Origin of the sequence: Priestia sp. JV24, assembly GCF_025910025.1 — a bacterium.
In the GTDB taxonomy this organism is placed as follows: domain Bacteria; phylum Bacillota; class Bacilli; order Bacillales; family Bacillaceae_H; genus Priestia; species Priestia megaterium.
Window position 1 is genome coordinate 446,442 of sequence record NZ_JAPCIN010000010.1, and the last position, 14,258, is coordinate 460,699.

Below are 14,258 nucleotides of genomic sequence, written 5' to 3' on the forward strand. Positions count from 1 at the left end.
CAGGGCTCTATTTCAATAGCAGAAATAAAAAAAGAACCTCTTTTAAATAAGAGATTCTCTTTTAGTCATGGTAATATGATAACTTTTTGACAGCTGAAATGTTTCAGCAAGCTGCCTGCGTCCTTGCGCTCCTTGTTCGCGTACATACTCTAATTCGTTTGGTGTAAGAAGCTTCATGCTAATCAGTTTAATAGATTCGTAAGGTAAAGAGAGGCTAGCTGAAACAGAAGGAGACTGAACGCCTAGCAATACACCAATTTCTCCATTTTCATTTACAAAATGAGACGGTACGTCCAAATCAGTAAATTCAATTGAAAGAATATCGTGCTTCATGAATAGTTCTAGCATATTAGGATGAGCGGCAGCATTTTGACTCATTTGATAAAGAAGGTCAAATGCCCAGTGATCCTGGATATCAGATAAAGGTCCGCGAAGAGATTCATCATCGCATTCGATATAGAATTCTAATCCTTTTCCTTGCTTTCGGCTCTTTTCTTCGGGTGATTGAAACGGATCGGACAAGCCGTCGCTTGCGAGAATAACCGTCTCTGTTTTTTGAACGCGAATAAATGTTTGACGTCCAGATGGCCAAGCAGGCCCGCCAAAAAACATGGGATTTAACAAATGAGTTAATACGTCTCCGTCTACATGTCCAATTGTGTTCCAGTAGTCATTTCTTTTTGAGATTGATTCCTCAAGAACACGCTCTGCTTCTTTTTCCTGCTTCTTTTGCTTCCACTTTAAGAATAATGACAAGTATCCCACACCTCTTTACGACTTCATAGTACCCAATATATACCTCATTAAGGGAACTCGTAAACCATTATTTAGTGCATGAAAGTAAATTATTCTTTTAAATTATAAAATACCCAAATTTTTCTTAGGAAATCATAGAATTTTGTCTTTAATAAATCAGTTGAAAAATTAAATAAGCCACGTACACGGCCTGTGCGAAAAATAAAAAACCCCAAAAGCGTGCTGAAAGATGGGTAAGCTGCTTTAAACTCGTAGCGTCACCTGCATCTTGTGGATATTTGATGCTTAACACAAAAATAATAAAGGCAGAAAATAGAGATTCTACAAGTAAGAGCGCACCAACAAACATCATGCTGTAGCGTGTAAGCTGTGGGTCTTGTAAATAATAAATACCTCCGAGGATCAAACCGATAGAAAAAAGCCACACAATTCCGTATCCGTTGCGTACCCAAAGCAGTAAATTAATAACAACAACACTTCCTAACCCGTAAAAAAGCCAGTCGTAGTGATGGTGAACGAGCAGGTAGAAAAACAAATAAGCCATTGCTGAGCTGAACGGGTAGCCGGCTAAAGCAATAATAACGCGCGGCAGCCATCCACGGGATCCTGCGTAGGTGGCAGTCACAGCTACGCCTTCATTATTGGTATAAAGCTCAATGCGATTGACGCCTTTTCCGACAATAAGCCCCATTAACGCGTGGCCATCTTCATGAAACATCGTATTTAAATTTGAAAAATAACGTCCAATATGCCGAAGCAGCTGATTAATGCTAGGAGCAAATGAACCTATAAAGGGAATGCCTCTTGTTAGCACAAAAGCTAATAAAATAAATAAGAAAAGCGTAGTAGATTGTTCCATCGCGATAGTCCTTTTCGTAAAATGATATGTTTCTACTTTACTCGCAAACGTGCTAAAAGGGAAATGAAACGGCTAGTTTCTCTAGGAAAAGAGAAACTGGAAGATTTACATAATATTAGTGTTAACAGACCTGACACATTCATTGACCAGCTTATTCCAAATTTTATATTCTAAACAGATATAAGAAATGAGGAGATGGTTGAATGAAAGATACGTGGAACGCATTTGTAGACAGTGACCTTTACGTACCTCCAACGGGAACGGGAATGTTAAATAACTTGAGTTTTGCGTTAAAAGACGTATTTGATGTACAAGGACATATATCAAGTGCGGGAAATCCAGATTGGCTCGCCACGCATCAGCCTGCAAGCGAGCATGCAGACGTAGTAGCTGCTCTTTTAAAAGAAGGAGCTGCACTAAAGGGAGTTACGCATACCGATGAGCTTATGTACGGATTAAATGGAGAAAACGCGCATTACGGAACACCCGTAAACCCAAAAAGCGCAGATCGAATTCCGGGAGGTTCTTCAAGCGGATCAGCGGTTGCTGTCGCAGCGGGACTAACTGATTTTGCGATTGGAACAGATACGGGAGGATCGGTTCGAATTCCTTCAAGCTACTGCGGTATTTTTGGGTATCGTCCTTCTCACGGACGCATTTCTACAAACGGTCTGATTCCACTTGCTCCAAGCTTTGATACAGTTGGTATAATGGCTAGAGACGGCCACACCCTGCAAAAAGTAGGAGCGGTTTTATTAAATTCAACGTCGCGTGCTAGTGGATTTACACGGCTGTATGTACCAACAGATGTGATGGAACTTGTGGATGAACAAAGCATGCGAGCTCTTGCGCCGTCTATCAACCACGTAATGGAGTCTTTCTCTACTATAGAAGAGATAGCGATTGCTCCTCAGGGTTTTTCTACATATATGGAAACCTTCCGTTTGCTGCAAGGAAAAGAAATCTGGCAAACGCACGGAGAGTGGATTCAAAAAGAAAACCCAACGTTTGGAGAAGACATTGGAAGCCGCTTTCAATGGGCCAGCACTCTTACATTATTAAATATGAATTATATAGAAGAAAAGCGTCGTGAACTTCGCTATTTTATGTACTCACAGCTTGGGGAAGAAGGAATATTAGTCCTTCCTACAGCTCCAGGACCCGCGCCTGTAAAAGATGCAAGAGGACCGGAATTAGAAAACAGAAGATTGCGAACACTTCAAATGACGTGTATTGCCGGCCTGAGCGGTCTTCCCCAAGTTACGATACCTGCAGGAGAACTAGACGGTTTGCCAGTCGGTTTATCTTTTATTGCAGGATACAACCAAGATGAAAAATTATTAAATTGGGTGAAAGAAAACAGCGGTCGTATCATTCAAGCATCGGTAAGGAGCGTATCATGAAGTTAGTAAATATAATAGAGCAAGGGAAAGAACAAGCAGCTATTTTAGATAATGACAGCATTCTGCTTATAGAAGATATCAATACTAAATATTTAACAAACTGGTCTACAACAATTTGGGATCTTATTCAATATAAAGAACTTCGCCACCTTGAAACATGGTACGCCCATAATAAATTTGGTATGAACAGCTCTGTTCCCGTACTGCACTTGCAGGGCAGAAAAACAGCTCCTATCATTAGTAACCCGTCGAAATTGTTAGGCATTGGGTTTAATTATGCGGCTTCTGAAGAAAAATTAAAAGACTACAACCGTGCCATTGATCCAGTTAGTTTTTTAAAACCCGCAACCGCCATTATTGGACCAGATGACAGCATTCGTATTCCAAAGCAGTCCTACAAAACAACGGCTGAAGCGGAACTAGCGGTGGTAATCGGTGAAACGTGTAAGGATATAGAGCCAGATGAAGCCATAAACGTAATTGCTGGTTATACGTCAGCAATTGACGTAACTGCAGCTGATATTCATGCGGCGAATCATCGCTACTTAATGCGAGCGAAAAGCTTTGATACATTTTGCAGTATAGGCTCAGAATTTATTACAAAAGAAAGTATATCAAATGTGAAATCACTTCAAGTGCGCACATTGCTAAACGGAGACATGCAGCATGAAAATACAGTGTCTAATATGATTTACGACATCGCATACTGTGTTTCATTTTTCTCAAAAGTCATGACGCTGCATCCAGGTGATATCATTCTAACAGGAACGCCGGGACCGGCTGTTATTGAAGACGGGGACTGTATTGAATGTCATATTGAAGGGATGCTTCCATTAAAAAATAAAGTAAAAGATATGAAGAAAGTGCCTCAGCAAATCTAAGAAGAAAACCCGTTGCCTACACGCACGGGTTTTTGAGCAGAAACGAATATCTTCACACTCAGTTCACAATTAGTAGATATACTAATTAAAAGAGACAGCTGCGGTATCATATACTGAAAAATGAAATATTTACAAATGGAAAAGAAACGGGTACGATATCTGTAGCGACACTTAATAAAAAGGAGCTGACTGACAGTATGATTTTAGTCATCGGAGGAGCAGGCTATATCGGAAGCCACCTAGTAAAAGAATTAGTGAAAACAAATGAAGTTGTGGTGCTTGATAATCTATCAACGGGTCATCGCTGGGCAATCGATGAGAAAGCGGTATTCGTAGAAGGAAATCTAGGTAATGAGAAAGATTTAGAAAGCGTATTCACAAATCATAAAATTGATGCTGTCATGCATTTTGCTGCTAATAGTTTAGTAGGGGAGTCAGTAACAGATCCTCTTAAATATTATCAAAACAACGTAGCTGCGACGTTAACCCTTTTACAAACGATGATGAAGCACAATGTGAAAAAGTTTATTTTTTCATCTACTGCTGCTACATACGGGATTCCTTCTGTAGATATTATTACAGAAGATACGGCAACAAACCCAATAAATCCGTACGGACGTTCAAAGTTAATGATTGAACAGATTTTAGCTGACTTTGCAAGTGCCTACGATATGGAATATGTGGTGCTTCGTTACTTCAACGCAGCGGGTGCTTACGAAACAGCAGAAATTGGCGAGTGCCATGATCCTGAAACGCACTTGATTCCGATCATTCTTCAGCACCTTCTTGGTGAACGTGAAAACATCTCTGTATTCGGCTCAGACTACGATACTGCAGACGGAACGTGCATCCGTGACTACATTCACGTAACGGACCTAGCGAATGCTCATATTTCAGCGCTTCAGGCATTGTTAGACGGCTCGAAGAAAACAGCAACGTACAATCTTGGAAACGGACTTGGCTACTCTGTAAAAGAAGTGATCGAAACGTGTGAAAAAGTAACCGGTAAAAAAGCGAATGTTGTAATGGCAGACCGTCGCGCTGGAGATCCGGCACGCCTAGTTGCATCTTCTGATAAAATTCATGCAGAATTAGGCTGGAAAGCGCAAATTTCATTAGAAAAAATCATCGCATCAGCTTGGAACTGGCATCAAAACAGCGCAAAAGTAACAAATTAATAAAAAAGCCTCTTTTCTTTTTGAAAGAGGCTTTTTTATTACGATTAAACTGATTTATGTTCTAAATAATCATTTTTAAAATCCAGTGTTTTAGCCCACAGATAAGCCTTCTTCTTTTCGGACATTTTCCCTAAACAAGCACGACTTTTGTTCTTTTCCATATGATGTAGGTAAATATACCATTCACAACTATCCCCGTTTATAAAATAGTCCGCAAGGAGGTTATGATATGTATTACTGTGTAAGATGCTCCAAATTTCATGACGAACAGGAAAAAGAAAACATCTTTCAAAATGGTTTTTACATTGATCCCTATTTGCTTCAAAAAGTCCATCTAGGCATGTGCGTCCACAAATCCCCATCAATCAAACAAATGAGAGCCGTAGAACGATTCGAAACGAAAAAAATGTAGAATTCACATTCACCAATAAGAAGCTAGATCTAACCAGGTCTAGTTTTTTCAGTGAATAACAGCTTTCTTCAGCTATCTTTCATGTAATATTAAGATAAATTTAAGACAAGCCCGCTATACTAGTTAGTAGACGTATACATAGGGTATGGTACGTTAAGAAATTGAAACAGCAGTCCGTTTTATAAACTAGAAAGGATGGCGTCAAATGATTTCTGAAAAACGATCTCTTTTGTTGAAAGAACAAGCAAAGCTTCTCGCATTAAAAGAATATAAAGGCATTGTCAAATCCATATCGCTGAGTAAAATACTCACTCTTCCTATTTATATAGTAGATATCCTTACGTTAAACGGAGAAGAGCACAAAGTAAAAATTAACGCCGAAACCGGCAGTATTTTGAAAGAAAAAACGATTCCTTTAACTAAAAGCCGTGCAAAAGCATATGCGTTAAGACAGCATAAAGGTATTATCGAATCGATTGTTCTCACTAACAAGCAGTACGAAATTGTGATTCTTGGACCTGATGGAAAAACCCACAGCGTAAAGATTGATGCTGAAATTGATGTGCTGGCACAAGAGGAGCGAAACATTCAGTAAATGGCTTATATTATGTAATCAACCTCACTTTTTTGAAAGTGAGGTTTTCTTTATTGAGAGAAATCATTAATAAAGGTAACAATGATAAAAAAAGAAGTGATTATTTCTTTAATAGAAAGGGTAAGTGATAGTAAAAAATAACCACTTCCTAATTATGGTTCTTTGATTCGTTCTGCTTATGACTCTCCCATTATAAGTATGATAGTATCGAACATGTATAAAACATAGGTTATAACATAACTAAAAGGGTGTGCGACAATGAAAAAACGTACGAAGATCATTATTGCAGTCATTGCAGGAGCTGCTATTTTAATAGGAGGAATATGGATGATAAACGAAAGCCGATACCCAAACGTCCCTGCTTTTGATGATCACTTTACGCGTGAATTCTTAAACAAAGATAAAAAAGTGGATGACGGGTTTTATGAATTTAAGTCGAAGACCGGGCAGTATACGATGTGGTTTCCAGAGGAGTATCAAGTTTTACATAAATACCGTGAGGATTATACTAGAAATGGCGAATCATATGAAAATTGGTCAGCCTCTTACACTAAACTCTATAAAAATAATAAACTAATGTACTCTATCAATGCTAAATTTTCAGAGAATGATACAGAATCAGAATCAATTTATATGGAGAGTTTATTCAAAGAACAATTAGATGTTAAAAAACCTGAAAAACTAGAAACCTCTAATACAAGAATTTATTATGATTATGCATATACATATTTTCGTGGTACCAACCAACATATAGTACATGACAGTAAAAAACACACACCCAATATTTATGTAGCCTATGTAGCAGATAAAGAATCAGATAAAGTAATTGAGTTAATATATGACAGTGTAGGTGAAAATGCAGAAAATAATCAAATGGATAGAAAGACATGGTTTTTAACGATGTTAAAAAGTATCAATTTTAGCGAGGGTAAAAGTCATGAATGAAAAACCTATATTAAGTAACAACATAAGAAATAAAATAACTCAACTCGAGTACAGCGGGTTATCAGGAAAAGAAAAAGAAATTAAAAAAATTTACAAAGAAGCTACAGGTGAAAATCCACCTAACTTCAAAATATATACTAGTGAAGAAATGGGAATAGGAATTAAATCTGGGTTTGATGGGGCAGCTATTCATTTTTACGATAAAAAGCATAATGTTAATGAAGTTTATTATGTTTTTAGGGGAACAGAACCATCTAAAGATTTTGGAGATGTTATATACGATGCTCTAGGGATTGGAGCAGGTAAAAATAATGAACAAATTAACGATGCTGAAAAGATGTATGAACAAGTCGAAACAAAAATTAAGGCTTCTAATGGGAAAGTTACAAGGTATGGCGATGGGCACTCATTAGGAGGACATTTAATAGTAACTTTAGGCCTAATAAAAAAGAATTTTAAAGATATAAGGGCATTAAACGATGCTCCCGTTAACTTAAAGCAATTAGAAAGATTAGATCCAAAATTCGCATTATATGTATCACGTCGTGAACATGACAAAAATGTATCACCGGAGAATCTGGTTAATTTAGCCAACACTTATTATAAAAAACAAAAAGCTACCATTAGCCATACCTGGGTGAAAGGCGAACCAATGCATGCGCAATCTTTTCCCGGTAGTTGGTATGCAGGCAATAAAGTAACCATGCTTGGAGATTTAGATACAGCAGAAATGATTAACATTGGAAAATATCCTTTTCAGAAAGAAGCAAAATGGAACCCAGTATATATGATAGACCAATTCCGGTACAACCTTGGAGTAAAGACAACATTAGGCGGTTTAGGGTTTGTTAATGGTCATGTGAAACAAGAAACGTTGCTTAACCTGCCAGAAACACGTGATCAATATCTTGAGAGTGTAAAAAGATATCCTTTTCTTCATTTTGGAGAGATTAAAGCAGGTATAGGAGTAGGTGCAGTAGTAATGGTAAATACATTTACTAGCCCTGGAGCAACATTTCAACTTATCAAAGGAATATCTCAAAGTAAACAAGCAAAACTCCACGGAATTAATTACGTTGTCAAATACACAGAAGCTAATGCTATGAAGACGTATTATCAGGTTTTTGATTCAGGATCTCAGGAAGAAATCTTGCTAGATTATGAACAAATGAAGAAGTTTGTTTATTACTGTGCTAATGCCATTAAAGACAAAGAAGCAAACTTAAATGCGCTAAAGCAGTATTTACATAGTGAAATTAACGAAGTCTTCGAAGCTAAGAAGAAAAAGTTAAAAATGAAGATATCAAGAGAAGAAGCTTCTCCTCAGTCATTCATGGAAAAGGCAGATAAAGACGGCGCTACCCTCGCATGGTTTGGACAAAAGCGTGTGGCTGAAAAAGTGACGTTTGACAAAACGTTTGACCCGCTAGACGATAGTGTATTTACCCCTGTTGAAGAGATTATTTCTTCTATTCAAGAGGAAGTTACATACTATCAAAAGTTTCTTGAAGCGTTCTTCCAAAATTTCGAGAAGATGATGGAAGCTGACGAATCGGTAGCTTCAGATATTAAAAGCATGAAAGAAGTAGTAGGGGGGATTTAATTGTTTGATTTTGATTTTACACACACAGGAACAACGAGCGGTAAATATACGTTCCAATTTGATAGTGATGACTTTAAGGACGAGCAGGCAAAAAGGATTAAAGAGTTAATCAAGAAGGATCAAGAAGTGAATGAAAAGCTTTGGCATGCTAAAAGCTATTTAGAAAACCAAACGGGTAAGTTTGCGGATGCGGTTAAAAGTAAATTCGAAGCAGCTGAGCGGGGATATACGCTACGAGCTCAGCAGTATGATACTGGATCATTTCAGCATATTATGAGTTTTATGCATTCTGTTACAGATATGCATAAGAGAGAGTACGAAATTCGATATAAAGAATCAATGGATGAAAGGGAATTAACATAAGGCATACTGCTATTCCTCAGACGGTGGTCTGAGGGATTTTTATATGTTAAACAATTTACATTAAGTCCCATTTATTTCAAAAGAATAATAAAGGGAGTGTAGGACAATGAAAAAACGTACGAAGACCCTTTCCGCAATCATTACAGGGGCAGCAATTTTAATAGGCAATATGGCTAATAAACGAAAGCCGCTATCCCAACGTTCCAGCTTTTAATGATTACAAGCCAGCGATAACAGGTTATTGCGCTAAGTATTTGGTAAACGTAAATTTCACATATTAGATGCTTCTAGCGGTTGATTGGAGGGCAAGGCGAAGACTCCTGCGGGAAAAGCGGAACAGGTGAGACTCCGCAGGAGCGCAAGCGACGAGGAGGCTCAGCGCCCGCCCGCGGAAAGCGAAGCCATGCACGGAAATCAACCGCGGTGTCACAAGCAGTCCAGCTCCTTTATCCAATTTGTTCGTTTTAGATGAGATTGAGTTCACTCTTTTTTGAAACATCTTTTACAGCCTATCTATCAAAAGCATAAAAGTCTCTAAAACACTTCTTTGTTGCTATCATAAGCCTCCAGCAAGTCTCAAAATACCTAAATCGCCTAATGGAATATCTTACTTTTAATGGACAATTAGCTGTTTTTAGGATATATTTTTATAAGTTTAGGTTATGGAAGAAATAGTATATTGAAAACGAAAGGTGATTAAACGAAAGAATGGATGCTCATGTTTTAAAGGAACTGACGTATGAAGACTTTCAGTTTGTATATCAGCCTATTTATGCGTTGAATTCGTGGGAGACGCTGGGTTTTGAGGCTTTGCTGCGCACAGCTTTCGCAAAAGGGCAAATTGAAGAGTTGTTTTCACTGGCAAGATGCCATAATTATTTGTACAAGCTTGATACGATGGCAATTGAAGGGGCTATAAAGAACTTTCCGTTTGAGGTATTAAAATCAGAGGATGTATTTATCAATGTGTTTCCATCTACTCTTCTCCACCCGCATTTTCAGCTGTTTTTAACGTATCTGTTGAACACCTATAAAAACGCGAAGCATCGCATTGTATGGGAGTTAAATGAAACGCTTCATGAAAAGATTTTATGGGAATCGCCTGCTCTTTTTACCCGAGTAATGAGTTTGAAAGAGGCCGGTTTCAAAATTGCGATTGATGATTTTGGAGCAGGGGCTGCAGCGATGAGACAAGTGAGCATGTACGAACCTCACTATATGAAATTGGACCGAAGCTATGCTGAAGGGCTAGCCGACTGCAAGCAAAAGAAAGATCTGATTGATTTGCTTGTTAACTATTATCCGCATACGAATCTCATTTTAGAAGGCGTTGAACGAGATAAAGATTTAGCCGCAGCGATTTCGTTAAACCTACATGCTGCTCAGGGCTATTTGCTGGGCACGCCGCAGTCGATCTCTTCCTACTTAACTTATAATAAGTACCGCAGTTTATTCAGACGAGAAAGGCTTCTGCACTCCTAAAACATATCCTTCACTAAATAGATGATGTATCCTAATATATAAATAGGTAATTAGACGTAAAGATGATATAAGTATCTAAAATTATTAAAAAATTATGAGGTTTTATGGGGTGAAGCAGACGTGTTTGTTTGGAATAATGAGTGAATTACATATAGAAATAAAAGGTTCAATGAAAGTTCAAAGGCAGATGGAGGATATGTAGTATGTATAGTGAAGGGGTATTCCAATTTTATTTTATGAATATGCCGCAGCCTGTTATTTTAATTCAGCAAGAAAAACATCATCTATATTATAAAGAATGTAACAAAGCAGCTCAGCAATTCTTTGAAAAAATGGAAGACAAGATAATCAATAAAGAAGAAAATCTGCTTTTTTACACACTTTGTGAAAAAGCTATTGCCACGAAAGAACCAATTCAATATCAATATATACAGCTTTTTCAGCCCGACCGGCATGCATATGAAGTAACATTTACCCCTCTTTTTAATCAAGCGACGGCCCCTTCACATGTCCTTGTCATGGCTCAAGAAATTCATTATAAAAAAACGCAGGAAGAGAGCACGCGTTTACTCGATGCGTTTCTAGAAAACACGGTAGATGCCATTCTAATTGCTGATTGTAATGAGAAGGTCTTAACAGTCAATGGAGCATTTGAAAAGCTATTTCAGTGGAGAAAAGAAGAAGTTATAGGAAAAAGCCGTCAAGAGATGGACATCGTATCAAAAGAAGAGGGAAAAGAAAACCTTAAATTAATCGAAGAATTAAAAAATGGTAAGACGCTGCTTCCTTATGAAACAGTCAGGTACACCAAAAGCGGCGAAAGCGTGTGTGTATCTGTCAGCTGTTCACCGATTTATGATGATCAAAATCAACTGGTCGCCTATTCGGTGATTTACCGAGATATTACACCGATTAAAAAGTTAGAACTGGAGCTTATTGAAAGTAAACAGTGGTACAAGTCGCTGTTTACAAATCACCACCACGCAGTTTGTATGCTGGATATGGACGGTACGATTTTAAATATTAACAGCGCATTCTTAGAAACGCTTCATCTTTCTGCAAGCGATGTGCTGCACCAAAATTACCGAGATATTGCTAAAAGGCTGGGAGTCTGTAATTACAAGTCTTGGAATGTATATGAAGCAATCAGCTACAGCACAGAGCTAACACTTCGTAGAAGTCAACATTCCGCACAGCATGTGTACATTACAACCATTCCTGTCAAAGTAAATAATCAAACGGTTGGTGCTTACGTAATTTTACACGATATTACGCCTCAAAAAGAAGCAGAAGAACAGCTGGCTTATACAATGAAAGAACTTGAAAATATAAAATATGCGCTTGATGAATCAGCTAGCGTTATGATTCTAGATGCAAATGGAACTATCACTTATATAAACGATATGTATATACGTTATTCAGATTATCAAAAAGAAGATTTATTGGGGAAGTATTATCGAGATGCAGGGCTTCGTCATGACCTTTCTGAGCTGCGTGAGACAATAAAAAGCGGAAAAGTATGGCGAGGCGAGCTTGAAATGTGGACGAAGCATAATCAGTTATACTGGGTATCGAACACAATTGTGCCATTAAAAGATATAGAGGGAAATATTACTTATTATGTCTCGATTCATAATGATATTACAGAACAAAAAGCGCTAGAAAATAAACTTCATTTTGAAGCCACTCACGATAGTTTAACAGGTCTTCCCAACCGGGCGATGTTATTAAAAGAGTTAAACAAAGTAATTGAAAAAGGGAAGCAAAAAAGCGATGAGTTTTTTGCGCTTTTGTTTCTCGACTGTGATAATTTTAAGCAGATTAACGATGAATATGGCCATCATATAGGCGACGAATTTCTAAAAGCATACACGAAGAGGTTAAAAAGCTGTGTGAGGAAAGGCGATCGCATTTATCGTTTGGGCGGAGATGAGTTTATCATTATTTTAAACGTAACAAATGGACGAGAAATTGAACAAATTGCTAGGCGAATTCACGTATCTCTTCAGCAAAGCTGGAATGTACGGGGCTATTGTTTGTGCACAACAACTACCATCGGTGTCTCTATTTATCCAGAAGACGGGGAATCGGCTGCTTCATTATTAAAAAATGCAGATGATGCGTTATATAAAGGAAAAAGAGAAGGGAAAAATAATTATATCCTCTACCAAACGTAAAAAAAGCCTCCAAAGAGGCTTTTTTATTTTATCCATGTTTTTGCCCACTTGCTGACGGGGCCTAAGATCGTACCAAGCTCTGATCCTTTTTTAGTTAAGATATATTCAATACGAACCGGACGTTCAGGAATAACGTGCCGGATTACAATGCCTTCTTCTTCTAACTCTTTCATTCGTTCGGTTAACATTCGTTTACTTAAAGAGGGAATGCTGCTGTGAATTTCACTAAAGCGTTTAGGACCGCTCATCAGGACATAAATAATTAACCCGTTCCATCTTTTCCCTATTATATCAAACGTTTTCCACACTTTTGGACATAACTCATCAAATTCATTCATTCATGCCACCTACTTTATCGTATATAGGATATTAAAAGTAACTCTTGTAATGTTATTATATACTAGCATTTGGATAATGAAAAGGCTATCTTTTTTTATTTTCAAAACTTTCAGTAGCTTGGAAACGCTGTATTGTAAAGTTTTTAAAAAAAGTCACAAAATCGACATATTATTATTGACGTATCAAGAAAAAAGGTCTAAGATTGGTTACATAAAGTTACCTAGTTAAGTAAAAGGTACTTTAAATTTACAATTACATCAAGAGTTTGAGAAAGAAGGTTAGTATCAAATGGATATCCTTTTGGCTATTCTTCCTGCGATTTTCTGGGGAAGTATTGTCCTGTTCAACGTTAAATTGGGCGGAGGTCCTTACAGTCAAACGCTTGGGACTACAATTGGTGCGCTGATCTTTTCAGCCGTTATTTATTTCGTAGTTCATCCAGTGTTGACGCCGCTTATTTTTATTGTCGGAATCGTTTCGGGATTATTTTGGGCAGTTGGGCAAAGTAATCAGTTGAAAACGATTGATTATATTGGTGTTTCAAAAACCATGCCAATTTCAACTGGTATGCAGCTTGTGACGACATCGCTGTTCGGTGTTATCGTGTTTCACGAGTGGTCAACAACAACAACCGTTATTTTAGGCGTGTTAGCTCTTATTTTCATTGTTATTGGTATCGTGCTAACATCACTAGAAAGCGAAAAAAACCCAGAGCAATCTGGACAATTCAAAAAAGGGATCATTACCCTTATTATTTCAACAATTGGATACTTAGTGTATGTAGTTGTCGCTCGTTTATTTAATGTAGACGGCTGGTCGGCACTATTCCCACAAGCAATTGGTATGTTAATTGGTGGACTTATACTTACTTATAAACACAAACCGTTTAATAAATACGCAATTCGCAACATTATTCCAGGCCTCATTTGGGCAGCTGGTAATATGTTCTTATTTATTTCTCAACCTAAAGTAGGAGTTGCAACAAGCTTCTCATTATCACAAATGGGAATCGTTATTTCAACGCTTGGCGGTATCTTCTTACTTGGAGAAAAGAAAACAAAGCGTCAGCTTATTTCAATTACGATTGGTATTGTGCTCATCATTTTAGGTGGCGTATTCCTCGGAATGGCTAAAAGTTAACGTTTACGTAAAAGTTAATGATAGTATGTATGAATAAATGAAAACACTAGGAGGATTTTATTATGTATACAGATTTAAAAGATAAAGTAGTTGTAATTACAGGTGGATCAACAGGTTTAGGACGC

At 37.6% G+C, this 14,258-nt stretch carries 15 protein-coding genes; 12 read left to right on the forward strand and 3 right to left on the reverse strand.

Annotation, left to right across the window (positions count from 1 at the left end):
- Positions 1-42: 42 nt before the first annotated feature.
- Both OK414_RS05105 and OK414_RS05110 read right to left on the reverse strand, forming a co-directional pair.
- On the reverse strand, positions 43-756 hold the full coding sequence (locus OK414_RS05105; protein WP_216873933.1) for a suppressor of fused domain protein: 714 nt from the start codon (positions 754-756) through the stop codon (positions 43-45).
- 148 nt (positions 757-904) lie between these two features.
- Positions 905-1,615, reverse strand: coding sequence for a M50 family metallopeptidase (locus OK414_RS05110; protein ID WP_216873935.1), 711 nt, complete (start codon positions 1,613-1,615; stop codon positions 905-907).
- A gap of 203 nt (positions 1,616-1,818) precedes the next feature.
- On the opposite strand from OK414_RS05110, the gene OK414_RS05115 reads away from it, so the two are divergent.
- From OK414_RS05115 to OK414_RS05165, 11 genes are all read left to right on the forward strand, one after another.
- The gene (locus tag OK414_RS05115; RefSeq protein ID WP_263045659.1) at positions 1,819-3,018 is read left to right on the forward strand and encodes an amidase; all 1,200 of its coding nucleotides are present in this window, start codon (positions 1,819-1,821) and stop codon (positions 3,016-3,018) included.
- Positions 3,015-3,899 (forward strand): fumarylacetoacetate hydrolase family protein, encoded by an 885-nt coding sequence (locus OK414_RS05120; RefSeq protein ID WP_263045658.1) that lies wholly within the window; start codon positions 3,015-3,017, stop codon positions 3,897-3,899. Before OK414_RS05115 ends, OK414_RS05120 begins: the two co-directional genes overlap by 4 nt.
- A 197-nt stretch (positions 3,900-4,096) precedes the next feature.
- Positions 4,097-5,077: a UDP-glucose 4-epimerase GalE gene (gene galE, locus OK414_RS05125; RefSeq protein WP_047931778.1), complete on the forward strand. Its 981-nt coding sequence runs from the start codon at positions 4,097-4,099 to the stop codon at positions 5,075-5,077.
- 229 nt (positions 5,078-5,306) lie between these two features.
- Positions 5,307-5,489, forward strand: a complete 183-nt coding sequence (locus OK414_RS05130; RefSeq protein WP_013055747.1) for a DUF3973 domain-containing protein — start codon at positions 5,307-5,309, stop codon at positions 5,487-5,489.
- A gap of 205 nt (positions 5,490-5,694) precedes the next feature.
- A complete protein-coding gene (locus tag OK414_RS05135) occupies positions 5,695-6,084 on the forward strand; it encodes a PepSY domain-containing protein (protein ID WP_034653927.1) in 390 nt (129 codons plus the stop codon).
- A gap of 258 nt (positions 6,085-6,342) precedes the next feature.
- The gene (locus OK414_RS05140) at positions 6,343-7,029 is read left to right on the forward strand and encodes a hypothetical protein (RefSeq protein WP_216873942.1); all 687 of its coding nucleotides are present in this window, start codon (positions 6,343-6,345) and stop codon (positions 7,027-7,029) included.
- Positions 7,022-8,632, forward strand: coding sequence for a DUF6792 domain-containing protein (locus tag OK414_RS05145; RefSeq protein ID WP_263045657.1), 1,611 nt, complete (start codon positions 7,022-7,024; stop codon positions 8,630-8,632). The genes OK414_RS05140 and OK414_RS05145 overlap by 8 nt, the downstream gene beginning before the upstream one ends.
- Entirely contained in the window at positions 8,633-8,995 is a 363-nt protein-coding gene (locus OK414_RS05150) for a hypothetical protein (RefSeq protein ID WP_263045656.1), read from the forward strand.
- 294 nt (positions 8,996-9,289) lie between these two features.
- Positions 9,290-9,463, forward strand: coding sequence for a hypothetical protein (locus tag OK414_RS05155; RefSeq protein WP_162837679.1), 174 nt, complete (start codon positions 9,290-9,292; stop codon positions 9,461-9,463).
- Between the two features lie 240 nt (positions 9,464-9,703).
- A complete protein-coding gene (locus tag OK414_RS05160) occupies positions 9,704-10,477 on the forward strand; it encodes an EAL domain-containing protein (protein ID WP_095380032.1) in 774 nt (257 codons plus the stop codon).
- Between the two features lie 203 nt (positions 10,478-10,680).
- Positions 10,681-12,654, forward strand: a complete 1,974-nt coding sequence (locus OK414_RS05165; RefSeq protein ID WP_263045655.1) for a sensor domain-containing diguanylate cyclase — start codon at positions 10,681-10,683, stop codon at positions 12,652-12,654.
- A 23-nt stretch (positions 12,655-12,677) separates the two neighbouring features.
- Here the strand turns inward: OK414_RS05165 and OK414_RS05170 are convergent, their stop codons facing one another.
- The gene (locus OK414_RS05170) at positions 12,678-12,992 is read right to left on the reverse strand and encodes a winged helix-turn-helix transcriptional regulator (protein ID WP_013082054.1); all 315 of its coding nucleotides are present in this window, start codon (positions 12,990-12,992) and stop codon (positions 12,678-12,680) included.
- 289 nt (positions 12,993-13,281) lie between these two features.
- Here OK414_RS05170 and OK414_RS05175 point away from each other — a divergent pair, with 289 nt between their 5' ends.
- Entirely contained in the window at positions 13,282-14,133 is an 852-nt protein-coding gene (locus tag OK414_RS05175) for a GRP family sugar transporter (RefSeq protein WP_014461263.1), read from the forward strand.
- The last annotated feature ends 125 nt before the right edge of the window (positions 14,134-14,258 follow it).